This is a genomic window from Micromonospora sp. NPDC051141, from assembly GCF_044455765.1.
Lineage (GTDB): Bacteria > Actinomycetota > Actinomycetes > Mycobacteriales > Micromonosporaceae > Micromonospora.
Genome location: NZ_JBITFD010000004.1, coordinates 158401 through 180573 on the forward strand (window position 1 = coordinate 158401; position 22173 = coordinate 180573).

Below are 22173 nucleotides of genomic sequence, written 5' to 3' on the forward strand. Positions count from 1 at the left end.
CGTCCACCGCAGCGCGACCGAAACCCGTCCACCGCAGCGCGACCGAAACCCGTCCACCGCAGCGCGACCGAAACCCGTCCACCGCAGCGCGACCGAAACCCGTCCACCGCAGCGCGACCGAGGCCGGTGCGCCGCCGCTCGCCGGGTGCCGGATGCTCCGGATGCGCCGCCGGCGGCCGAACGGTGGGCACGCAGCCGGATGCGCCGCCGGCTCAGGGCAGCCGGCTCAGGGCAGCCGGCTCAGGGCAGCCGGCTCAGGGCAGCCGGGCCTCGACCCGGCCGGAGACCACGCGGGTGGGCAGCACGATCTGGTCGTTGGCGGCCGGGCCGTGCACCACCTCGCCGCCGTTGAGACGGAACGCGCTGCCGTGCCACGGGCACACCACGCAGGCGTGGCCGTCGATCTGCCGCACCTCACCCTCACCGAGCGGGCCGCTCTGGTGCGGGCAGCGCTCCAACATCACGGTCACGTCGTCACCGTGCCGGTAGAGGATCACCGAGACGTCGTCGATCTCCCGGGTGACCAGTTCGCGCTGCGGCAGGCTGTTCAGGTCGCCCACCGGGTGCCAGCCGTCGCCGATCAGGTGCAGGTCGGAGACGCTCTGGCTGACCTGGGCGCCCTGCTTGTAGGCGAGGTGCCCACCCAGGTACGCGCCGCCGCCGGCCGCGGACAGCCCCAGGTAGGCCAGCGCCCGGCCGAGGCCGTGCCGCCCGTTCAGTCGGGCCGCCAGCGAGCTGGCGTAGAGCGTGAGGCCGACGATGTTGGCCCCGGCGTGCACGAGCCCGATCCGCCGCTGGTCCCGGGAGAGCGCCGCCCAGTCGTTCCACCCGGCGACCGCCGCCGGCAACGCGCTGACCGTGCCGAGCCCGACCAGCGCGGTGGCGGCCCGGCGCTGGCCGGGCAGCAGGTCCACCACGGCGGCGGAGATCCACGCGCCGACCGGTACCTGCACCATGGCGGGGTGCAGCGGATGGCCCAGCCAGACGCCGTGCAGCGCGTCCCGGACGCGTTGCGAGCGCAGCGTGCCCTGCACGACGCGCTGGACCCGGTCGCCGACCCGGTCGAGCCCGGAGGCCTGTTCAAGCTTCGTCAGTAGTTGGCGCACCTGTTCCGACTTCCCGGCAGCAGAGCCCCCAAACCGGACGCCGGCATTCCTCGCCTGCAGATTCACGGAAAGAGTGCCCATCACGCCTCGGATGGGCACTCTTTCCGTGAATCTGCGCGCCCGGTCGGCTGGTAGCGGGTCCGGTCGGCTGGTAGCGGGTCCGGTGTCGTCGCGGGCATGCTGGGGTGGTGGGGGTACGCGTCGAGCACGCCGATGGGGTTACCACGGTGATCCTGGATCGGCCGGAGGCCCGGAACGCGGTGGACGGGCCGACCGCCCGGGCGCTTGCCGACGCGTTCCGCGCGTTCGACGCCGACCCGGACGCGGCGGTCGCCGTGCTCTGGGGCGCGGGCGGCACGTTCTGCTCGGGCGCCGACCTCAAGGCGATCGGCACGGCGCGCGGCAACCGGGTCGAGGCCGAGGGCGACGGTCCGATGGGTCCGACCCGGATGCGTCTGTCCAAGCCGGTCGTCGCCGCGATCTCCGGGTACGCGGTGGCCGGCGGCCTGGAGCTGGCGCTCTGGTGCGACCTGCGGGTCGCCGAGTCGGACGCGACGCTCGGGGTGTTCTGCCGGCGCTGGGGGGTGCCGCTGATCGACGGCGGGACGGTCCGGCTGCCCCGGCTGATCGGGGAGAGCCGGGCGATGGACCTGATCCTCACCGGGCGGCCGGTGCCGGCCGACGAGGCGTACGCGATGGGGTTGGTGAACCGGTTGGTCCCGCCCGGTGCGGCCCGGGCGGAGGCCGAGCGGCTGGCCGCCGAGATCGCCCGGCACCCGCAGACCTGCCTGCGCAACGACCGGGCGGCGCTGCTCGACGGCGCCGGCCGGCCGGAGCCGGAGGCGCTCGCCGTGGAGCTGGCCTACGGCACGGAGTCGCTCGCGGTCGACGGGGTGCGCGGCGCCGGCCGGTTCGCCGCCGGTGCCGGCCGGCACGGTGCGCCGGCCGGCTGAGGCGTCACTTCAGGTTGCGCAACGCGTCCTCGATGGCCCGGTGGAACGTCGGATACGTGTAGATCATGTGCCGGAGCTGGCTGATCGGCACCGCCGCGTGCACGGCCACCAGCAGCGCGGAGAGCACCTCGCCGCCGGCCGGGCCGGCCGAGGTGGCGCCGACCAGCACGCCCTGGTCGGCGTCGGCGACCAGCTTGACGAAGCCGGCGTTGCCGGTCTTGTGGATCCAGCCCCGGGTCGACGAGGTCAGGTCGGTGAACCCGATCTGGACGTTGATGCCCCGGTCACGGGCCTGCTGCTCGGTGAGGCCGACGGCGCCCACCTCGGGGTCGGTGAACGTGACCCGGGGCAGCGCCCGGTAGTCGGCGACCGGGACGCTGCCCGGCGCGACCGTCGACCCGCCCGCGCTCATCGCACCGCCGACGGCGCTGACCACGCCGGCCGCGCCGCCAACCACGCTCGCGGTGCCACTGGCGTCCGGGCCGCCCCGGGTCCGCCGCATGTGGTCGAGCACGTCGGCCACCACGATGCCGGCCTGGTACATCGCGATGTGGGTGAACGCGCCCTCGCCGGTGAGGTCGCCGACCGCCCAGATGCCCTCGGTGACGTGCATCCGGTCGTTGACCGGCAGGTAGCGCTGCGCGGCGTCCACGCCGACCGTGTCCAGTCCCAACTCCTCCAGGTGCGCCCGGCGGCCGGTCACCACCAGCAGCTTCTCACCACGGAACGTGGCGCCGTCGCCGTGGACGGTGAACTCGTCGCCGTCGTGGCTGACCCGGCCGGCCTTGACCCCGGTGTGGATCTCCACCCCGTCGGCGCGCAGCGCGTCGGCGGCGAGCGCGGACGCCTCCGGTTCCTCGACGGCGAGCACCCGGTCGGCGGCCTCGACGACGGTGACCCGCACGCCGAACCGGGCGAACACCTGGGCCAGTTCCAGCCCGATCGCGCCGCCGCCGAGCACCAGCATCGTGCCCGGCAGCTCCTCGACTTCAATGGCCTGGTGGTTGGTCCAGTACGGGGTGTCAGCCAGCCCGTCGACCGGTGGGATCGAGGGCCGGGTGCCGGTGCCGAGCACCACCCCGTAGCGGGCCTCGAAGACCTGGTCGCCGACGCGTACCCGGTTCGGGCCGTCGAGCCGGCCGCTGCCGCGTACGAACCGGCCACCCTTGCCGGTGAAGCGGTCCACCGCCGCCCTGTCGTCCCAGGTGTCGGTGGCCTCCTCCCGGATCCGCTTCGCCACCGGCGCCCAGTCGGGGCGCACCTGCGCGGACCCGGCCAGCTCGTTCACCCGGTGCGCCTCGGCCAACGCGTTGGCCGCCCGGATCATCATCTTGCTCGGCACGCACCCCCAGTAGGGGCACTCGCCACCGACCAGGTCCCGTTCGATGCCGACCACGTCGAGGCCGGCCTCGGCGAGCCGCCCGGCCACCTCCTCGCCGCCGACGCCGAGCCCGACCACGACCACGTCCACCAGTTCCGGCTCTGCCATCCCGCCAGCATTCCGCACGGCCGGGGCCGCCGACCACCGGACCCGGCCGGAATTCCTCCGCCGGTAATGAGTGCGACGGCCTACCGTGACCGGATGCACGCGCGTTTCGCCCCGGTCCGGGACTGCTTCCACGACCTGTTCGCCGCCGGCCGGGAGACCGGCGCGGCGCTGTCCGTCTGGCACGACGGCACACCGGTGCTGGAGCTGGTGGGCGGCAGCCGCGCCGCCGTACCGCCCGGTGCGGTGACACCGGCCGTCGGGGCGGGTCGGCCATGGCTGCCGGACACGCTCGTCGACGTCTACTCGGTGGGCAAGCCGGTGGTGGCGTGCTGCCTGTTGTGGCTCGTCGACCGGGGTCGGGTGGAGCTGGACGCGCCGGTGTCCGCGTACTGGCCGGGGTTCCGGGCCCCGGCCACCGTGCGGCAGGTGCTCGACCACACCGCCGGGTTGCCGGCCTTCCCGGTGCCCCGGCCCGCCGAGGCGGTCACCGACTGGGAGCTGCTCTGCGCCGACCTGGCCGCGGCCGAGCCCGAATGGGTGCCGGGCACCGTCGCGGGCGAGCACGCCTGGACGTACGGGCACCTGGTGGGTGAGCTGGTCCGCCGGGTGGACGGGCGGTCGGTGGGGCGCTTCCTGGCCGAGGAGATCGCCGGCCCGTGGCGGCTGGATCTGGCCTTCGGACTGGGGTCGGCCGACCGGCGGCGGTGCGCCGACCTGTCGTACGGCGATCCGGGCTGGCCGGACCGAACGCGCGGTGAGCCAGGCTCGCTGCGGGCCCGGGCGCTTGACAACCCGCCGGGCGGGCGGGACGTCGCGGTGGTGAACGGCGACGCGTGGCGGGCCGCGGAGATCCCGGCGGTGAACCTGCACGCCACCGCGTCCGGGCTGGCCCGGTTCTACGCGGGTCTGCTCGCCGGCGGCATCCTCGACGGGATCCGGCTGTTCGGTGCGGACCTGGTGGCCGAGGCGACCCGGGTGCAGTACGCCGGCCCGGATCTGGTGCTGGACCGCACGGCGCACTGGACGCTCGGCATGCAGTGGGAGCCGGACGGCAGTTGGGGCATGGGCGGGCTCGGTGGCAGCAGCGCCTGGGCCGACCCGGCGCGCGGCTACACGTTCGCCTACGCGACCGCGCGGCTGGCCGACCACGACCGGGTGGACGAACTGGCCGAGGCGTTGCACTCCTGCCTCTGACCCGCTCGCTACCGAGCGTGACGATGGAGCCTTGTTGCGCAGGGTGATCCTCCGGCGGGAAGACCCCGCCCCCAGTTTTCGCCTTTGCTCTGCAGCCAATGGCGCAGCATGGTCTTCAGCAGGCAGTTCAGCCGCCGCGCCGCAACGGCGTGGGCGGGCTGTCAGCCACGTTCCGTTACCGGTGCGGATATGGCTGCAGAGCAAAGGGAACCGGAGGCAAGGTTCCGGCCGGACGCTGAAGTCACGGAAGGTGATCGGCGTGCGCCGGGTCGACTCAGCGCATCCAGACCGGGTCGCTGCCGGGGACGTCCAGCGGCGGCGGGTAGTCGAGGCCCCGGCGGGTCTCGTCGGGCAGCCGCCACGGCTGGTGCACCGCCTTGCCCGGCACCGACTCCAACTCCGGCACCCAGCGCCGCACGTACGCGCCGTCCGGGTCGTAGCGCTCGGCCTGCCGCACCGGGTTGAAGCCCCGGTACGGCCGGGAGTCGTTGCCGGTGCCGGCCACCCACTGCCAGTTGCCGGAGTTGTTGACCCGGTCGCCGTCGAGCAGCCAGCGGAAGAAGACGTCCAGGCCCGGCCGCCAGTCCAGCCCGAGATGCTTGGTCAGGTAGCCGGCCGTGATCAACCGGGCCCGGTTGTGCATCCAGCCCTGGGCGCGCATCTGCCGCATGCCGGCGTCCACGATCGGCATCCCGGTGCGCCCCTCCGTCCAGGCCGCCAGCGCGTGGCTGTCGTCCCGCCAGTCCTCCCGGGCGCCCCGCCGGTAGGCGGTGGTGGACAGGTCCGGGAAACCGGCGACGACCTGGTGGTAGAAGTCGCGCCAGCAGAGCTGCCGAACGAACGGCCCGTCGCGGTCACCGGCCCGGTTCGCCACCGCCAGCGGGGAGACGCAACCCCATCGGAGGTACGGGCTGAGCCGGGAGGTGTCGTCGCCGGCCATGTCGTCGTGGATGTCGTCGTACCGGTCGAGGGTGGGGAGCCAGGCGGTGAGGCGGCGCCGGGCGACGCTCTCCCCGCCCTCGGCGGCGTCCGGGCTGTCGCCCTTCGGCGGTTCCGGCAGCCGGCCCGGGTCGACGCCGTCGGGCAGCCGGACCCGCTTCGGCGCGGCCAACTCCTCCCGGAGTTGCACCCCCTGCCAGGCGCGGAAGTAGGGGCTGAACACCCGGTAGTGGTCGCCGCCGGTCGGCCGCAGCGCGCCCGGCTCGACGATGGTCAGCCCGGGGAATAGCCGGAGGAACATCCGGTGCCGCTCGCACTCGGCGCGCAGGCGGCGTTCCCGCCGGTGGGCGTACCGGGTCACGTCGGCGGAGAGCCCGATGCCCTCGGCGCCGACCTGCCGCGCCAGCTTGACCGTCTCGGCCACCGGATCGCCGCGTCGGACGACCAGGTCGCCGCCGCGTTTGCGCAGCGACTCGCGCAGCTCGGCCAGGCTCTGGTGGAGGAAGCGGGTGCGGTTCGGGGAGAGCTTCGCAAGCGTCGGGTCGAGCACGTAGAGCGGCACCACCCGGTCGAAGGCCGAGACGGCCGCCGCGAGCGCCGGGTGGTCGTGCACCCGCAGGTCGCGGGTGAACAGCACGACGGCCGTACGCTCGGTCATCCGGCCAGGGCCGGGGTGAGCGCCGGGCCGGGCACCCGCACCGGCGTGCCGGTCGGGGTGAGCAGCGACCGGGCGGCCACCGACATCCGCCGCCGCTGCGGCACCAGGGCCCGGCGGACGAAGACGTCGAAGTCCTGGGCGGCGACCTCGTCGAGGATGCCGCCGTAGAGCGCGTACGCGGTGCGCATGCACGCCTGCGAGGCGGGGTTGAGCAGCGGGATGCCGGGCGCGGCGGCGAGGTAGTGGGCCTGGGCGCGGGTCACCTCGTACTCGATCAGCTCGCGGATCGCCGGCGTGGTCCGCCCGGCGGCCTTCGCGGCGAGCAGGTCGTCGCGGGTGACGTCGAACTTGGCCAGGTCCTCGTCGGGCAGGTAGGTCCGGCCGCGGTCGAGGTCCTCGGCGACGTCCCGGATGAAGTTGGTGAGCTGGAACGCGAAGCCGAGTTGGCGGGCGGGTTCCCGGGCGGCGGCCGGATCGGAGCTGCCCAGGATCGGCAGCATCATGGTGCCGATGACGGCGGCCGAGCCCTCCATGTAGTCGAGCAGGTCGTCGTAGGTCGGGTACGACATCACCGTCAGGTCCATCGCCATGCTGCGCAGGAACGACGCGAAGTCGGCGCGGTCCAGGTCGAACACGGCGATGGTGTGCAGCACGGCGGGGAGCAGCGGGTCGTCGACCGACGCACCGTGCAGACCGGCGACGAACCGGTCCGACCACTCGCGCAGCCTGGCGGCCCGCTCGGCGGGCGGCAGGTCCTCGGTGCGGTCGACGATCTCGTCCGCGTAGCGGGTGAAGCCGTACAGGGCGTGCACATGCCGCCGTTTCCAAGCGGGGAGCAGCCGGGTGGCGAGATAGTAGGTACGGCCGTGACGCCGGTGCAGCTCGCGGCAACGGTCATAGGCAGCGGTGAGATCCGTGTCCACCGGCCCTCCTCAGTTTCGACGCAGCAATCGACGCAACTCGTAACCCTAGGGTACGCTCCCTCACATGGCCAACGACGCAGTTGCGGGTAATGCGCTCCGCGTCGCGCCGGCACAGCCGGAAGCGACGGACGATCCGGTCCGCGGCGTACTGGCCGCGTTCACGAAAGACCTGGTCAGGGGCGTCGACGACACGTTGGCTGCATTCCTGGCCGCCGAAGTCGACGCACTGACCGAGATCGACGCAGCCATGGGCGGTTTCGCCGCGACCGCACGGGACTCCGTGCTGGCCGGCGGCAAGCGGGTGCGTCCCACGTTCGCGTACTGGGGGTGGCGCGGGGTGGTCGGCGGCGACGCGCCGCTCGGCACGGTGCTGCCCGCCCTCTCCGCGCTGGAGCTGCTGCACGCGTTCGCGCTGGTGCACGACGACGTGATGGACGCCTCCGACACCCGGCGCGGCCGGCCCACCGCACACCGCGCCGCCGCCGCGCGGCACCGGGCCGCCGGGCACACCGGCGATCCCGACCGGTACGGCGAGGCGGTGGCCGTGCTCATCGGCGACCTCTGCATGGTCTGGGCCGACCGGCTGATGGCACACGCCACCGTGCCCGCGGACCGGCTGCTCGACGTGCGCCGCTGCTACGACCAGATGCGGGTGGAGACGGTCGCCGGGCAGTTCCTCGACGTGCTCGGCGAGAACGACGCGGCGAGCTGGTCGGTCGACCGGGCGCTGCGGGTGGCCCGCTACAAGACCGCCAGCTACACCGTCCAGCGACCGCTGCTCTTCGGCGCCTGCCTGGGCGGCGCCGACGCGGACGGCCCGCTGATCGCGGCGTACACCCGCTACGGGCTGGCCGTCGGGGAGGCGTTCCAGCTCCGCGACGATCTGCTCGGCGTCTACGGCGATCCGGCGGCCACCGGCAAGCCGGCCGGGGACGACCTGCGCACCGGCAAGCCGACCGTGTTGCTGATGCTGGCCCGGCAGCTCGCCGACCCGACGCAACGCCGCACGCTGGACCGGGCCGGCACGGTCGCCGACGCGTCCGAGGTCGCTCACCTGGCCGACCTGGTCCGGGACACCGGGGCCGCGGCCGGGGTGGAACGGATGATCGCCGAGCGGGTCACCGAGGCGTTGTCCGCGCTCGACACCGCACCCATCGACGAGACCGCGCGCACCGCGCTGACCGGCCTCGCCACCGCCGCCACCGCGCGGCGGTCCTGATGAACACCTCCGTGAGCACGAGCAAGGGAGCCGGAATGCGCACCGTGAACGGACGGACCGACCGGGTGGTCGTGGTCGGTGCCGGGCTGGGTGGGCTGGCCTGTGCGCTGCACCTGGCCGGCAGCGGCCGTCAGGTGACCGTGCTGGAACGCGAGCCGGTGCCCGGCGGGCGGGCCGGCCGGCTCAGCGTCGACGGGTACGAGTTCGACACCGGGCCGACCGTGCTCACCATGCCCGACCTGATCGCCGAGGCGCTGGGCGCGGTGGGCGAGGAGCTGGGCGACTGGCTCGATCTGACCCCGCTCGACCCGGCCTACCGTGCCTACTACCCGGACGGGTCGACGCTCGACGTCATCACCGACACCACCCGGATGGCCGCCGAGATCGCGAAGGTCTGCGGTCCCCGGGAGGCGGACGGCTACCTGCGCTTCGTCGACTACGCGCGCAACCTGTGGAAGTGGGAGCGGGCCGACTTCATCGAGCGCAACCTCGACGCGCCGACCGACCTGCTCACCGGCAACCTGCTGAAGCTGTTCGCCAACGGCGCGTTCCGGCGACTCCAGACAAAGATCAACCAGTTCTTCCGCGACCCGCGTACCCAGCGGATCTTCTCCTTCCAGGCGATGTACGCCGGCCTGTCGCCGCACGACGCGCTGGCCATCTACACGGTCATCGCGTACCTCGACTCGGTGGCCGGGGTCAGCTTCCCGCGCGGCGGCATCCACGCGGTCTCCCGCGGCATGGCCGGCGCGGCCGAGAAGCACGGCGTGCAGATCCGGTACGGCACCACGGTGACCCGGGTCGAGACCGCCCACGGCCGGGCCACCGGCGTGATCACCTCGGACGGCGAGTTCGTCCCGGCCGACGTGGTGGTGCTCAACCCCGACCTGCCCGTCGCCTACCAGGAGCTGCTGCCGGAGAGCCGACAGCGCAAGCTCACCTACTCGCCGTCCTGCGTGGTCCTGCACGTCGGTTCGACGCAGGGCTATGGCAAGATCGCCCACCACAACATCCACTTCGGACGTGCCTGGAAGGGCACGTTCGACGAGGTGATCCGGCGAGGCGAGCTGATGACCGACCCGTCGCTGCTGGTGACGAACCCGAGCCGCACCGACCCGTCGGTGGCCCCGGCCGGCCGGCACACCTACTACGTACTGGCCCCGGTGCCGAACCTCGACCGGGCGCCGTTCGACTGGGCCGGTGACCTCACCGGGCGCTACGCCGACCAACTCGTGGCCACGCTGGAGGAGCGCGGCTACGTCGGTTTCGGCGACGGCATCGAGGTGCTGCGCACCGTCACACCGGCCGACTGGGCGGCGCAGGGAATGGCCGCCGGCACCCCGTTCGCCGCCGCGCACAGCCTCTTCCAGACCGGCCCGTTCCGGCCGTCGAACCTGCACCGCACGCTGGGCAACGTGGTCTTCGTCGGCTCCGGGACCCAGCCCGGCGTGGGGGTGCCGATGGTGCTGATCAGCGGCAAGCTGGCCGCCTCCCGGATCACCGGGCACACCTCGTGACCGGGCGGGAGAAGCACCTGGTCGAGCTGGTCGACGACGGTGGCCGGGTGATCGGCGAGACCACCGTGGCCACCGCCCACCAGCCGCCCGGCCGGCTGCACCGGGCCTTCTCGGTGCTGCTCGTCGACCCCGCCGGACGGGTCCTGCTCCAGCGGCGGGCCGCGGTCAAGACCCGGTTCCCGCTGCGCTGGGCGAACTCCTGCTGCGGGCACCCGCTGCCCGGCCAGACGCTGGCCGACGCCGCCAACCGCCGGCTCGGCGAGGAACTGGGCGTCGATCCGGTCGGCCTGACCGAGGTGGGGACGTACCTCTACTACGCCGAGGATCCGGCCACCGGCCGGGTCGAGTTCGAGTACGACCACGTGCTGCGCGCCGACGTGCCCGCCGACCTGCCCACCCGGCCCGACCCGGAGGAGGTGGCCGAGTTGCGGTGGGTGGATCCGGTCGCGGTGATCGCCGACCTCGACGCCGACCCCCGGGCGTACGCGCCCTGGCTGGGCGGCGTGGTGAACCGGCTCCTGCACCCGGCCGACCCGGCCCGGTCGGGCGGACCCGCCGAATCGTCCCGGTCGGGCGTGCCCGCCGCCGAGGCACCGGAGCGGTCGGGTGGCCGATGAGGCGCTGAGCGCGGGGGCCGTCGCGCGCCGGTTGGGCGTGGCGGTCACCACGCTGCGTACCTGGCACCAGCGGTACGGTCTCGGCCCCAGTGAGCACGTGCCCGGCCACCACCGGCGCTACACGCCCGCCGACCTCGCCCGGCTGGAGATCATGCGGCGGCTGACCGTGGAGGGGGTGTCGCCCGCCGAGGCGGCCCGCTGGGCCCGGCAGGCGCCGGCCGTGCCGCCGCCGGAACGGCTCGGCCTGAAGGCCGGCGTCAGCACCGCCCGGGACGGCGGCGGGGCCACCATCCCGGTCGGGCGGGCCGGGCCGGTCGCCCGGGGCCTGGCCCGGGCCGCCATGCGGCTGGACTCGGTGGCGATCGGCCGCACCATCGCGGAGTCGCTCGCCGCGGACGGCGTGGTGGCGACCTGGGAGGGGCTGCTCCGGCCGGTGCTCGCCGGCATCGGGGAGCGGCATGCCGCCACCGCCGGTCTGATCGAGGTGGAGCACCTGATGTCCCGGTGCGTCTCCGAGGCGTTCGCGTCGGTGGCGCGCGCGCACCCGGCCGTCGGAACGCCTCGGATCCTGCTCTCCTGCGCGGACGAGGAGCAGCACTCGCTACCCCTGGAGGCGCTGGCCGCCGCGCTGGCCGAGATCGGTGTGAGCTATCGCATGCTCGGGGCCCGGGTGCCGACGCCCGCCCTGGTCGAGGCCGTCAACCGGACCGGGCCGGCGGCCGTGGTGGTCTGGTCGCACATCCGCGCCACCGCCGACCCGCACCAGCTCATCGCACTGCTGGCCGCCCCGCGCCGGCCGCTGCTGGTGCTGGCCGCCGGGCCGGGCTGGCGGGCCGACTCGCTACCGGCCGGAGTCGTCCGCCCGGTCGATCTGGCCGAGGCGCTCTCGCTGGCCGTTGCCGTACGGGATTCGCTGGATCAGTCGACGGCCGGCTGAGGCCCCACTCCCGCTCCGGGGTGGCGTCCACTACGGTCGGAAAGTCCGTCTGACCCGACCCCCTCCGGGAGCGACAGATGCCTCGACGCACCCTGTTGGCGTTCGCCCTCGGCCTGGTGCTTCTCGTCACCGGCTGCGGCGGCCCGGGCAGGACCCCCCAACGGGTCACCGCCCAGCCGTCCGTCCCGGCCGCGCCGCCGCCGACGCCGACACCCAGTCCGAAGCCCCAGCCGAGCCGCACCGCCCCGAAGCCGAAGCCGACGCTGCGTCCGCTGCCCAAGAAGCTCCCGGCCGGGCTGCACCGGCGCAGCGGGAGCCCCGGGGTGGCGCTCACGTTCGACGACGGGCCGGATCCCCGCTACACGCCGCAGATCCTGGCCCAGCTCCGGGCGGCCCACGTCACCGCCACGTTCTGTCTGGTCGGCAAGCAGGCCAAGCGCTACCCACACCTGGTGGCCCAGATCGTCCGCGAGGGGCACCAGCTCTGCAACCACAGTTGGCGACACGACGTGGACCTCGGCCGGCGGCCGGCGGCCGAGATCCGGACCGACCTGGAACGGACGAACCGGGCCATCCGCGCCGCCGCGCCCGATGCGCCGATCACCTGGTTCCGCCAGCCGGGCGGCCGGTGGACCGCCGAGGAACTGACCGTCGCCCGGCAACTGGGCCTGCGTCCGTTGCACTGGAGCGTCGACCCGCAGGACTGGGACCACCCGCCGGCAAAGAAGATCATCGCGCGGGTGGAGTCGGCCGCCCGTCACGGTTCGGTCGTGCTGATGCACGACGCGGGCGGCGACCGGACCCAGACCATGGCCGCGTGCCGGCGCCTGATTCCCGATCTCAAGCGGCGGTACGGCATCGTCCGGCTCCGCTGACACCGCTGCTGAGCTGCGGCTTCGCTCGACGGTGTGCGGGCGGCCATACCGGTTTGGTCGTCCGAGGAGGGATGACATATGCTTCTCCTGCCTCCGGCGGGGCCGGATGGGAGCAAGTCCGCTTGAAGTTGCGAGTGTGCAATGATGGCGGGGCCGCCCTCATCGTCTAGCGGCCCAGGACGCCGCCCTTTCAAGGCGGTAGCACGGGTTCGAATCCCGTTGGGGGCACGGTCCGGCTCGCGCCGGATGCAATATCAGCAAGGTCCTGTGGAGCAGTTGGAGTGCTCGCCGCCCTGTCAAGGCGGAGGTCGCGGGTTCAAGTCCCGTCAGGACCGCAAGCGCTGACGCCGCGCACCTCATGCGCGGCGTTCTGCGTATCGGCCGTGCGGTAGCATGTGCCGAGCACCACGGCCAGGTAGCTCAGTTGGTACGAGCGTCCGACTGAAAATCGGAAGGTCGGCGGTTCGACCCCGCCCCTGGCCACATAGCCTTTCGCCGGGCTACAGAAGCGCCGACCAGCGGAAACGCCGGTCGGCGTTTCGCTGTGAACAGACCGATCCCGTCGCACGACTCGCGGGTTTCGTAGGAGATCTAGGAAGCTCCGGGCCCCTCCGAGGGCCATTTCCTTCCAAGATCTGGCGTGGCGGCCCCGCGCCGCAGGCGGCGCTTGCGGACGGCCGGGCTGGGCGCGCGTTTCATCGTCTCGGGCGGTGCTGGCCCATGCCGCCCTGGATCGCCTCCCAGACGCTCCGGCCGGCCTGCCGCAACGTCTGCCCGGCCTGCCCGGCCAACTGGGCCGCCCCGGTACCGGGCGGTTGGCCCGCCCCGCCCGACCCGGCCTCGCCGCCGGACCCGGCGTCACCTCCGGACCCGGCGTCATGGGTGGAGGCGGTGCCGGCCACGGCCCCCGAGCGGGCTGCCTCACCTTCCGCCTCCGACGCCGGCTCACGCACCGATCCGGTCTCGGCCGGCCGAGCACTGCCGGCCGGCTGTTCCGCTGCCGGGGCTGAGGATCCCGCCTCCGGACCGCCCCCGGACGGTGCCCGCGCACCCGACCCGGAGGGCGTCCTCCGCTCGATCTGGCCGGCCCGGTCGACCACCTCGCCGGTCTCGGCCACCTGCCGTCCGGTCCGGTCGAGCACCGCACCGGTCTCGGCCACCTTCTCCACGACCGGCCCGGCGACCCGGCCGGCCGCCCGGTGCACGTCGTCGACAGTCACTCCGACGGAGCGGGCCAGCGCGTCGATCAGTTGCGGGTTGCGGTCGATCGTCGTCAGCGCCCGGTCCAGGATCTGCACCAGTTTCTCCAGCCGTACCTTGAGCAGCGCCTCGGCCCGGACCCCGGTGATGTCCAACTCGACGCCCTCCAGGTGCACCCGCACGCCCGCGTCGAGTTGGAGCAGGTTGGCCAGCCGGGCCCGCAGCGAGAGGTCCGCGTCGAGCCCGTCGACCGTGAGCCGGATCTCGTCGACCGACAACTCCGGCACGTCGAGCAGGACGTCCGGCTCCGGCTCGGCCGCGGCGCGGGAGACGGTCGGCTCCCGGGCCCTTTCGGTGGCTCCGCTGTCGCTCATGCTCCGCTCTCCCATCGGTCGGTCCGGGCCAGCGGCGGTTACCCGCTTTCGGATACGACATCCGCCGGGCGGTTCACGGTCGGGAACCGGCGTTCCCGCTGTCCGGAAGCAGCCGAAAGCAAAGCTGCACAGCGAGACAGCAGCCGGTATGGTCCGGGCTTATGGGACAGGAGATGGCCGATCCGGATGAGGTCCGGCAGGAATCCGACCGCTTCTACCTCCGCAGCAGCATCCTCGTCCCGGCGTCCGGCGAGCGGGCGTACGCCGTCTTCACCGGCGCGCTGGCCGACTGGTGGGTGCGCGAATACACCTGGTCCGGGCCGGAGGCGCTGGCCGCGCTCGGGGTCGAGCCGAGGGCCGGCGGCATGCTCTACGAGATCGGCCCGTACGGCTTCCGCAACGACTGGGGCCGCGTGCTGACCTGGGACCCGCCCCGCCGGCTGGTCTTCACCTGGCAGATCGGGCCGGACCGGGTGCCGGTGCCGGACCCGGCCCGGGCCAGCGAGGTGGAGGTGCTCTTCCACCCGGAGGGCCCCGACTCGACCCGGGTGGACGTCGAGCACCGTTACTTCGACCGGCACGGCTCGGCCGCCGAGGGCTACCGCGAGGCGCTCACCGCCGGCTGGCACGAGCTGCTCTGCCGCTACCTGGCGACGGTCACCCGGACCACCGACTGACCGACCCGCCGGGCGACCACGCGGCTCAGCCGGCGATGCCCCGGCTCGCGCCGCTGCCGGTCAGTCCGGTGTCGCCCAGGTCGGCCCGGCGGCCCGCGGCGGCGCCCGAGCCGAAGCCACCCCCGGCGAGGCGGCGGCGTGGGGCGGTACGCAGGCGCGGGTACGTCTCGGCGAGCCGACGCTGGACGCGGTCGGAACGGTCGGCGAGCACCAGCGCCACCGACGGCACGCCGGCCTCGGCGGCGGCGCCGGCCTCGGCCGCGCGGAGCCGCTCGGCGATCACCTGGGCGAAGCCGGCCAGCCAGGTGCGGCGGAACGCGGCCGGGTGCTCCCCGACCGGCACGGCGGCCCCGGCCAGCCCGTGCGCCGCCTGGACCAGCAGCGAGGTGAAGAGCAGCTCGACCCGTTCCAGGTCGCTGGCGAAGCCGAACAGGTGCATGACGAAGCCGGTGCCGTGGCGGCGGCGGACGCAGCGGCAGCGCAGCGGGTCGGCGACGGCGGCGAGCAGGCCGGCCTTGTCCCGGGCGTACGGGGCGACCACCTCGACCGTCCGGTCACCGACCGGGTCGACGGCCGGGTCCCGGGCGGCGAGCAGTGCCCGGTCGACGCCGTACCGGGCGATCAACTCGGTGGCCTTGGCCATGAACGTGGCCGCCTCGGCGGGCGTGCAGGCCGGGTCCTCGGCCTGGGCGAGCAGCTTGCGCACCTTGCTGAGCATCGCCTCGGACATCAGTCAGGGTTACCACAACGAGGCGACGGCTGGTCAGTCCTCCCGGCTGCGCAGCGTGGCGATGGTCGAGCCGGCGAGCGTGAGCAGGCAGTCGGGCAGCAACCCGTCGGCTGCCGCCGCACCGAACAGCGCCTCGCCGGTGTCGGCGTCGTCGTTGGCGTACGCGCTGACGAACCGGGCCACCCAGCGGGTGTCGTAGTCGGCCTGGTCGATGTCGGGGAAGTCGAGCGCGGCGGCGCCCGCCGGGGCGTCGTCGCCGAGCATGGTGGCGGCCAGGCACCAGGCCACCCCGTACGCACCGGCCAGCCCGGAACGGTCCACCACCGCGTCGAAGGCGCCGACCACACCGGCGCCGTCGCCGGCCAGCGCCGAACGGAGCACGGCGGTCGCGTCGTCCAGCGTCTGCTGTGCGTCATCGGTCACCTGCGGAACAGTAACGCCGGGGGTCAAGCGGTGACCCGGAACCCGCATGTCGATCACCGAGAGTTATTCCCGCAGTCGGGGTGCCGACGGAGCCCGGTCCACAGTCCCGCGTGCCGCACCGGCACGCTAATGTGCGCAGCGGACCTTCGCCGGAGGAAGGACGACCATGCTTGGAAATCGCACGTCGCGCGCGGCCCTGTCCATGGCCTGCGCGGGGCTCCTGCTCGCTACCAGCGCCTGCGGGAGTGACGAGCCGAAAGACGCGGGCACCACCCAGGTCCGCCTCTACGGCACCGACGGCAACATGCAGAACTCCTTCGCCGCGGAACTCAAGGACCGGGCGAATCTCCTCAACGGCATGAAGGGCACCACCCCGCTCACGCCGCTGCCGGAGAGCTTCAAGGAGCGGCTACGCAACGTCAATCCGAAGCTGACGGACTATCTCTACTCCGCCGAGTCGTACGACGCCGTGGTGATCAGCGCGTTGGCGGCCCAGCTCGCCGGCACCACCGCGCCGGCCGAGATCGCCAAGCAGATCGTCGGCGTGACCACCGGCGGCCAGCGCTGTGACGAGGCGGCCGTCTGCCTCCAGCTCGCCCGCGCCGGCCAGGACCTGGAGTACCGGGGGGTGTCGCTGACCCGGGCCGGTTTCACCGACAACGGCGAGCCGGCCACCGCGAGCTACGGCACGCTGCACTTCGACAACCAGCAGCTCGACGACGCGAAGACCGAGTTCGTCGGCGCCGGTGAGGAGTCCGGGGCGAGCAGCAAGACGCCGCCGCGGGGCCGCAAGCCCCGGGGCGGCAAGGCGAAGGACGCGCCGCTGGTGCTCGGCGGCCTGCTGCCGAAGACCGGTGACCTGGCGTTGGCGTACCCGCCGATGGCCGCCGCGGTCACGCTCGCGGTCAACGAGATCAACGCCGGCGGCGGGGTGCTCGGCGAGCCGGTGAAGTTCGTCGAGGGCGACGACGGCACCAACCCGGCGGTGGCGAAGGCGACCGTGGCCACGCACGTCGCCCAGGGCATCCCGGTGATCATCGGCGCCGGCGCGTCCGGCATCTCCCGGGCGGTGCTGCCGGACGTGGTGGCCGCCGGGCGGATCCTCTTCTCGCCGTCGAACACGGACGCGGGGCTGAGCACCGTGGACGACAAGGGGCTCTACTTCCGCACCGCCCCGCCGGACAGCCTCCAGGGTCGCGCGCTCGCCGACGTGATGCTGCGGGACGGCCCCCGCAAGATCGTGCTGCTGGCCCGTAAGGACTCCTACGGCGAGGGCCTCCAGGAGAACGTCCGGGCCGAGCTGGAGAAGGCCGGCGTCGGGGCGGACCGGGTCAAGCTGCTGACCTACACGCCGCCGGAGGACCCGAAGACGCCCGTCGACTTCACCGGCATCGCCGGGGACATCAAGAGCTTCGGCCCGGAGGCCGTGCTGGTGATCGGATTCGGCGAGTCGGCGGCTGCGATCACCGCGCTGGCCGACGCCGGGGTGCAGATCCGGGACTGAGCCCGACGAGCATCGAGGGCCGCGCCGGGACGTCCCGGCGCGGCCCTCGGCGTTCGGGGTTCAGCGCCCCCGGCGCCGCTCCAGGAACTCGGTCATCCGCCGGTGCTTCTCCTCGTCCTCGAAGAGCACCGCCTGGCTCAGCAGGTCGAGCTGCGGGTGCGCGGCCGACGGCGCGTCCACCGCCAGCTTGGTCAGCCGCAGCGCCAGCGCCGAGCCCTTGGCCATCTCGTCGAGCAGGCCGTGCGCGCTGGGCAGCAGCTCCGCCGGGTCGTCCACCACCCGGTTCACCAGGCCGATCCGCAGCGCCTCGTCGGCGTCCACCCGCCGCCCGGTGAAGAGCAGCTCCTTGGCCCGGGCCTCGCCGATCAACGCCGGCAGCCGGTAGGTCGCGCCGGCGCCGGCCAGGATGCCCAGTCGCACCTCGGGCTGGCCGAAGACGGCCCGGCCCGTGCACACCCGAAGATCGCAGGCGTACGCCAGCTCGGCGCCGCCGCCCAGCGCCGGCCCGTCGACGGCCGCCACGGTGGGCATCGGCAGCGCCCGGATCCGCGCGAAGACGCCCTGGTTGATGGCGGCCAGCGCGTCCAGCCGACCGCGCTCGCGGAGCTGCCCGATGTCGGCGCCGCCGGCGAAGATGCCCGCCGCCCCGCCGGTGAGCAGCATCAGCCGGGGACGCGCCTCCAACTCGGCGCAGACCGTGTGCAGCTCGCCGACCAGGTCGGCGTCGATCGCGTTGCGCTTCTCCGGCCGGTCCAGCGTGACCACGAGCCGGTCCGGCAGTTCCTCGATCCGCAGCCCGCTCATTGTTTGACGCCGCCTTCCCAGGTGTAGAAGCCCTGCCCGGACTTCTTGCCCAGCCTGCCGGCGGCGACCATCTCCACCAGCAGCGGCGGCGGCGCGAAGCGGTCCCCGTACGCGGCCTGGAGCGTCCGTGCGATGTCGAGTCGGACGTCCAGCCCGACCAGGTCGGTCAGCTCCAGCGGGCCCACCGGGTGCCGGTAGCCGAGCACCATCGCCTTGTCGATGTCGGCCGGGGCGGCCACCCCGTCGGCCACCATCCGGATCGCCTCCAGGCCGAGCGTGACGCCGAGCCGGGAGGTGGCGAAGCCGGGCATGTCGCGTACCACGACGGGGTCCTTGCCCAGCCGGGCGGCGAGCGCGACGGCCGCTTCGGTGGTCTCCGGCGCGGTGGCCGCGCCGACCACGACCTCCAGCAGCGTCATCGCCCAGACCGGGTTGAAGAAGTGCAGCCCGAGGAAGTCCGCCGGGCGGTCCAGCCCGTCGGCCAGCTCGGCGATCGGGATGCTGGAGGTGTTGCTGCCGAGCAGCGCCGGCCGGCGGCCCTCGGCCTGGCGGAGCACGGCCCGCTTGAGGTCGAGACGCTCCGGGACCGCCTCCACGATCACGTCCGGTCCCTCGGCCACCTCGGCCAGCCCGGCCCGCAGGGTCACCCGGACCCGGTTGGCGGTGGCCGCCTCGGCGCTCAGCTTGCCCCGCTGCACGGCGCGGTCCCACAGCTCGCCGAGCCGCCGGACCGCGTCGACCCCCCGGTCGGGGTCCACCTCGACCAGTTCGACCGCGTACCCGGCGCCGGCCGCCACGTACGCGATGCCGAGGCCCATGGTGCCGGCCCCGACGACCACAAAACGACCACTCATCGTGTCCCCTCGCCGCGGCGGTGGCGCGCGGGGTCTCCGCCGCGCCGGACCGGCCGCTCGCTCGTCGCTGGATGCGACCCTATGCGCCGACGGGTCCGCCGGGCATGCGTGGGGGCCGGCCGGACGGGGTAAAGACCGGCGTCAACGCCGAAGGAAGGAACGAGATGAGCCAGGCACCGGAGAGCGCGGAGCGCACCGAGACGGTCGAGACGCGCGGTGACGAGCGGGTGGACCTGCTTCGTGCGGACACCAACAACGACGGCAAGACCGACGTGTGGGTGGTGGACACCGACGGCGACGGCAAGGCCGACCTGTTCCAGTTCGACACCGACGGCGACGGCAAGGTGGACATCACCATGGTCGACATCGACGAGGACGGCACGCCGGACGAGGTGGTCGACGGCGACGGCGGCCTCCCGCCCGAGGAGACCACGCCCACCGTCCAGGTCTGAGACACCAGGAGGGGCCCCTTCTTGTCGCGTCGGCGATGGCAGGGGCCCCTTCCTAACGGCGCAGTGCCAGCGTGGCGAGGTAGTACGGACGGTCGGTGTCGTCCACGTCGGCCAGTCGCCACGGCGAGCCGTGGACCAGCTCGGCGAACTCGTCGGGCGAGCACACCAGGTAGTCGAACCATTCGGTGCCGAGCAGCCGGTAGCGCAGCCGCAGCCGGAGCTGCCCGCCGAGCCGGCCGCGCCGCCGGTTCGCCTCGTGGTAGCCGGTGTGCACCGGGTCGGTGGTGCCGTACGGGTCGGTGCCGTGCGCGATCACCCGCGCGCCGGGACGGGCCAGCGCGGCGAGCGCGGCCAGCAGCGCGGGGGCGCGCTCGCGCCCCTCGAACAGACCGAGGTTGTTGCCGAGCAGCAGGAACGTGTCGTAGCGCCGGCCGTCCGCGACGTGCTCGTCGACGGTGCCGTGCACCAGCTCGCGGACACCCCGGTGGCGGCTGACGCGCAACGCGCCGAGCGAGGTGTCCAGCCCGGTGACCGGCACGCCGCGCTCCTGGAGGTGCAGCGCGATCCGGCCGGCGCCGACGCCGACGTCGAGCACGTGCCCGTGCACCCGGTCGACCGCCCGGTGGTCGTGCGGCTGCCACTGCTGCGGCGGGTCCAGGTAGTGCCGGGCGGGCGCGCCGTTGACCAGCCCGTCGTCCCGTTCGATGATCTCGATGACCGGTCGTGGCAGCCGTCCGCCGGCCATCGGACGGGGGCCGACGCCGGTGGCCACCGCGTACGCGTCGCGGATCATCTCGCCGAACACGTCGCCGATCGTGGGGTCCCCGGTCATGGGTGCACGCTATCCGGGCTCGGTCCCGCCGTCGCAGCCGTATCCTGGGCGGCGTGACCGACCTGGACCGCCTGGCGGCGGAGAAGTACGTCCTGCTCACCACGTTCCGCAAGGACGGCCGGGCGGTGCCGACGCCGGTGTGGGCCGTGCGCGACGGCGACGCGTTGGCGGTGTGGACGGTGTCCGACTCCGGCAAGGTGAAACGGATCCGGCGGGACGGCCGGGTCACGGTGGCGCCGTGCGACGTGCGGGGTCGGCCGCACGGCGAGGCGGTGCCGGGGCACGCGACGATCGACGACCCGGAGAGCACGCGCCGGGTCCGGGAGCTGCTCAAGCGCAAGTACCGGCTGATCGGCCGGTTGAGCCTGCTGGGCAGCCGGTTGCGCCGGGGCGAGGGCGGCACGGTGGGGCTGCGGATCGTGCTGGACGCGCCGGCCCCCGGACACGACTGAGGGCGGCGGATCGTCGCTGTCGCGACGTCCCACCGCCCCTGATCGGAACGCCTGAGAGATCGTCCGGGTCGTCAGTCCCCCTGACGCTGCTGGGGGATCTGCCCCTGCAGCAGGGCCCGCACCTCCGACTCGCGGTAACGGCGGTGGCCGCCCAGGGTCCGGATGGCGCTGAGCTTGCCAGCCTTGGCCCACCGGGTCACCGTCTTCGGGTCGACACGGAACATCGACGCCACCTCGGCCGGTGTGAGTAGCGGCTCGGGTTCGTGCGTTCGCGATGCCATCGGGGTCACTCCTCCACATGTATAGACATCGGCCGGGGTCCCGCCGGCCGACGCGTCTCCCATGGTCCGGCTAGTCCCCGATGTCCGACATGGGCCGAACGGCTGAAGGTCCCTAGACGGACGGATGAACCATGCCCGATTTTTACGACTTTTACACTGCAGAAAGTACCTTAATAGGACTCATGATCACGGTTCGTGATGCGTCAATTACGAGACACTCTCACAGTGCCCGCCAGTGAAGGGGGCAAACCGGGTGTCAGTTGCAGCGCTCCAGAAGCTGCACCGCACGCCAGCGGGCGACCAGCTTGTCGTACGCCGCTGACGCCTCCTCGGCCTCGCCCCGGGACAACCCGGCGAGTCCCGCAGCGACCAGCTCGGTCGAGTCGTCGGCCGCCAGCGTCTCGTCCGGCAGCAACTGCACCAGGCCGCCGTAGTCCAGCTCCACCACCGAACGCGGATGGAACTCCTCCAGCCAGCGGGCGGCCTCCTCGACCGCCTCGGTGATCGGCGCCTCGCCGACCGACTTGCGCAGCACGGACAGCGCCCGGGACGAACGGCGTCGTGCCTTGGAGATCTCCGTGCGGTAGCGCAGCGCGCGTCGTTCCGGCTCGGTGACCAGGTGCCGCTCAGCGGCCTCGAACAGCACGAACCAGCGCAGCGGCACGCCCCACGTGGCGACCTGCTCGTGGACCCGGGGCACCCCGTGCTCCAGCACGCGCGCCCCGCTGCGCCAGTCCTCCACCACCGCCTTGGCCTGACCGGCCAGGACCGGCGGCACGAACGCGTCGGCGAGCACCGACGGCACGCCGTCGCGAGCGCTCAACGCCGCCTCGGCGACCCGGATCCGCAGGTTCCAGGGGCAGACCAGCAGCGCGTCGTCGGATTCCAGCACGTACGCCTCGTCGGGCAGGTCGGGCAGCCGGGTCCAGCCCGCGCCGAGCGCCTCGATCACGGAGGTGCGCTGCCGGCCCGGCCCGTCCAGCGGGGCGACCGCCCGGCCCTCGCTGACGTACCGGCGCCAGTACGACTGCCGGTCCCGGTCGAAGGCGGTAAGCGGCTCGTACACGCGCAGGTATGAGGCGAAGAGCGACGGCACGGCGCGATCCTCCCACGAGACGGGACCGTCCGTCGTCGCCGTCACACCGGCGGCGTGACGTGCGCGA

General features: G+C 73.6%; 23 protein-coding genes and 3 tRNA genes. 14 read left to right on the forward strand and 12 right to left on the reverse strand.

What is annotated here, in order from left to right:
- Positions 1–254: 254 nt before the first annotated feature.
- Positions 255–1106, reverse strand: coding sequence for a Rieske 2Fe-2S domain-containing protein (locus ACIA6B_RS09030; protein WP_396772230.1), 852 nt, complete (start codon positions 1104–1106; stop codon positions 255–257).
- Positions 1107–1294: 188 nt separating this feature from the next.
- Here ACIA6B_RS09030 and ACIA6B_RS09035 point away from each other — a divergent pair, with 188 nt between their 5' ends.
- The gene (locus ACIA6B_RS09035) at positions 1295–2059 is read left to right on the forward strand and encodes a crotonase/enoyl-CoA hydratase family protein (RefSeq protein WP_396772231.1); all 765 of its coding nucleotides are present in this window, start codon (positions 1295–1297) and stop codon (positions 2057–2059) included.
- A 4-nt stretch (positions 2060–2063) separates the two neighbouring features.
- Here ACIA6B_RS09035 and ACIA6B_RS09040 read toward each other — a convergent pair whose 3' ends face one another.
- Positions 2064–3548 carry a dihydrolipoyl dehydrogenase family protein gene (locus ACIA6B_RS09040; protein ID WP_396772232.1) on the reverse strand — a complete coding sequence of 495 codons (1485 nt, stop codon included), beginning with the start codon at positions 3546–3548 and terminating at the stop codon, positions 2064–2066.
- Between the two features lie 93 nt (positions 3549–3641).
- On the opposite strand from ACIA6B_RS09040, the gene ACIA6B_RS09045 reads away from it, so the two are divergent.
- Positions 3642–4742 (forward strand): serine hydrolase domain-containing protein, encoded by a 1101-nt coding sequence (locus tag ACIA6B_RS09045; protein ID WP_396772233.1) that lies wholly within the window; start codon positions 3642–3644, stop codon positions 4740–4742.
- A gap of 274 nt (positions 4743–5016) precedes the next feature.
- Here the strand turns inward: ACIA6B_RS09045 and ACIA6B_RS09050 are convergent, their stop codons facing one another.
- Positions 5017–6339, reverse strand: coding sequence for a cryptochrome/photolyase family protein (locus ACIA6B_RS09050; RefSeq protein WP_396772234.1), 1323 nt, complete (start codon positions 6337–6339; stop codon positions 5017–5019).
- The gene (locus ACIA6B_RS09055; RefSeq protein ID WP_281933517.1) at positions 6336–7262 is read right to left on the reverse strand and encodes a phytoene/squalene synthase family protein; all 927 of its coding nucleotides are present in this window, start codon (positions 7260–7262) and stop codon (positions 6336–6338) included. The genes ACIA6B_RS09050 and ACIA6B_RS09055 overlap by 4 nt, the downstream gene beginning before the upstream one ends.
- 64 nt (positions 7263–7326) lie before the next feature.
- On the opposite strand from ACIA6B_RS09055, the gene ACIA6B_RS09060 reads away from it, so the two are divergent.
- From ACIA6B_RS09060 to ACIA6B_RS09095, 8 genes are all read left to right on the forward strand, one after another.
- A complete protein-coding gene (locus tag ACIA6B_RS09060; RefSeq protein ID WP_396772235.1) occupies positions 7327–8481 on the forward strand; it encodes a polyprenyl synthetase family protein in 1155 nt (384 codons plus the stop codon).
- Between the two features lie 35 nt (positions 8482–8516).
- Complete coding sequence (gene crtI / locus ACIA6B_RS09065; RefSeq protein ID WP_107157970.1) at positions 8517–9998, forward strand: phytoene desaturase family protein; 1482 nt, start codon at positions 8517–8519, stop codon at positions 9996–9998.
- Positions 9995–10615, forward strand: a complete 621-nt coding sequence (gene idi / locus ACIA6B_RS09070; RefSeq protein WP_396772236.1) for an isopentenyl-diphosphate Delta-isomerase — start codon at positions 9995–9997, stop codon at positions 10613–10615. Before crtI ends, idi begins: the two co-directional genes overlap by 4 nt.
- Complete coding sequence (locus ACIA6B_RS09075) at positions 10605–11552, forward strand: MerR family transcriptional regulator (protein ID WP_396772237.1); 948 nt, start codon at positions 10605–10607, stop codon at positions 11550–11552. Before idi ends, ACIA6B_RS09075 begins: the two co-directional genes overlap by 11 nt.
- Positions 11553–11629: 77 nt before the next feature.
- Positions 11630–12427: a polysaccharide deacetylase family protein gene (locus tag ACIA6B_RS09080; protein ID WP_396772238.1), complete on the forward strand. Its 798-nt coding sequence runs from the start codon at positions 11630–11632 to the stop codon at positions 12425–12427.
- Positions 12428–12582: 155 nt separating this feature from the next.
- A tRNA-Glu gene (locus ACIA6B_RS09085) sits at positions 12583–12655 on the forward strand.
- Between the two features lie 33 nt (positions 12656–12688).
- Positions 12689–12762, forward strand: a tRNA-Asp gene (locus tag ACIA6B_RS09090).
- A 74-nt stretch (positions 12763–12836) separates the two neighbouring features.
- Positions 12837–12910 (forward strand) — tRNA-Phe (locus ACIA6B_RS09095).
- A 212-nt stretch (positions 12911–13122) separates the two neighbouring features.
- Here ACIA6B_RS09095 and ACIA6B_RS09100 read toward each other — a convergent pair.
- Positions 13123–14001 (reverse strand): hypothetical protein, encoded by an 879-nt coding sequence (locus ACIA6B_RS09100; RefSeq protein ID WP_396772239.1) that lies wholly within the window; start codon positions 13999–14001, stop codon positions 13123–13125.
- 161 nt (positions 14002–14162) lie between these two features.
- On the opposite strand from ACIA6B_RS09100, the gene ACIA6B_RS09105 reads away from it, so the two are divergent.
- Positions 14163–14678, forward strand: coding sequence for an SRPBCC family protein (locus ACIA6B_RS09105; RefSeq protein WP_396772240.1), 516 nt, complete (start codon positions 14163–14165; stop codon positions 14676–14678).
- A gap of 25 nt (positions 14679–14703) precedes the next feature.
- Here ACIA6B_RS09105 and ACIA6B_RS09110 read toward each other — a convergent pair whose 3' ends face one another.
- Both ACIA6B_RS09110 and ACIA6B_RS09115 read right to left on the reverse strand, forming a co-directional pair.
- Positions 14704–15408: a DUF2786 domain-containing protein gene (locus ACIA6B_RS09110; protein WP_396772241.1), complete on the reverse strand. Its 705-nt coding sequence runs from the start codon at positions 15406–15408 to the stop codon at positions 14704–14706.
- Between the two features lie 33 nt (positions 15409–15441).
- Positions 15442–15831 carry a hypothetical protein gene (locus ACIA6B_RS09115; protein ID WP_107157975.1) on the reverse strand — a complete coding sequence of 130 codons (390 nt, stop codon included), beginning with the start codon at positions 15829–15831 and terminating at the stop codon, positions 15442–15444.
- A gap of 166 nt (positions 15832–15997) precedes the next feature.
- Here ACIA6B_RS09115 and ACIA6B_RS09120 point away from each other — a divergent pair, with 166 nt between their 5' ends.
- Positions 15998–17335, forward strand: coding sequence for an ABC transporter substrate-binding protein (locus ACIA6B_RS09120; protein WP_396772242.1), 1338 nt, complete (start codon positions 15998–16000; stop codon positions 17333–17335).
- 60 nt (positions 17336–17395) lie between these two features.
- Here ACIA6B_RS09120 and ACIA6B_RS09125 read toward each other — a convergent pair whose 3' ends face one another.
- Together ACIA6B_RS09125 and ACIA6B_RS09130 are read right to left on the reverse strand one after the other, a co-directional pair.
- Positions 17396–18139 carry an enoyl-CoA hydratase/isomerase family protein gene (locus ACIA6B_RS09125; protein WP_396772243.1) on the reverse strand — a complete coding sequence of 248 codons (744 nt, stop codon included), beginning with the start codon at positions 18137–18139 and terminating at the stop codon, positions 17396–17398.
- Positions 18136–18993 (reverse strand): 3-hydroxyacyl-CoA dehydrogenase family protein, encoded by an 858-nt coding sequence (locus ACIA6B_RS09130; protein WP_396772244.1) that lies wholly within the window; start codon positions 18991–18993, stop codon positions 18136–18138. Before ACIA6B_RS09130 ends, ACIA6B_RS09125 begins: the two co-directional genes overlap by 4 nt.
- A gap of 164 nt (positions 18994–19157) precedes the next feature.
- Here ACIA6B_RS09130 and ACIA6B_RS09135 point away from each other — a divergent pair, with 164 nt between their 5' ends.
- Positions 19158–19445 (forward strand): hypothetical protein, encoded by a 288-nt coding sequence (locus ACIA6B_RS09135; RefSeq protein WP_107157979.1) that lies wholly within the window; start codon positions 19158–19160, stop codon positions 19443–19445.
- Between the two features lie 52 nt (positions 19446–19497).
- Here the strand turns inward: ACIA6B_RS09135 and ACIA6B_RS09140 are convergent, their stop codons facing one another.
- Positions 19498–20277: a class I SAM-dependent methyltransferase gene (locus ACIA6B_RS09140; RefSeq protein WP_396772245.1), complete on the reverse strand. Its 780-nt coding sequence runs from the start codon at positions 20275–20277 to the stop codon at positions 19498–19500.
- 53 nt (positions 20278–20330) lie between these two features.
- Here ACIA6B_RS09140 and ACIA6B_RS09145 point away from each other — a divergent pair, with 53 nt between their 5' ends.
- Entirely contained in the window at positions 20331–20729 is a 399-nt protein-coding gene (locus ACIA6B_RS09145) for a PPOX class F420-dependent oxidoreductase (protein WP_396772246.1), read from the forward strand.
- Positions 20730–20800: 71 nt separating this feature from the next.
- Here the strand turns inward: ACIA6B_RS09145 and ACIA6B_RS09150 are convergent, their stop codons facing one another.
- Complete coding sequence (locus tag ACIA6B_RS09150; RefSeq protein ID WP_007073996.1) at positions 20801–21010, reverse strand: BldC family transcriptional regulator; 210 nt, start codon at positions 21008–21010, stop codon at positions 20801–20803.
- A gap of 256 nt (positions 21011–21266) precedes the next feature.
- Entirely contained in the window at positions 21267–22106 is an 840-nt protein-coding gene (locus ACIA6B_RS09155; protein WP_396772247.1) for a hypothetical protein, read from the reverse strand.
- Between the last annotated feature and the right edge of the window lie 67 nt (positions 22107–22173).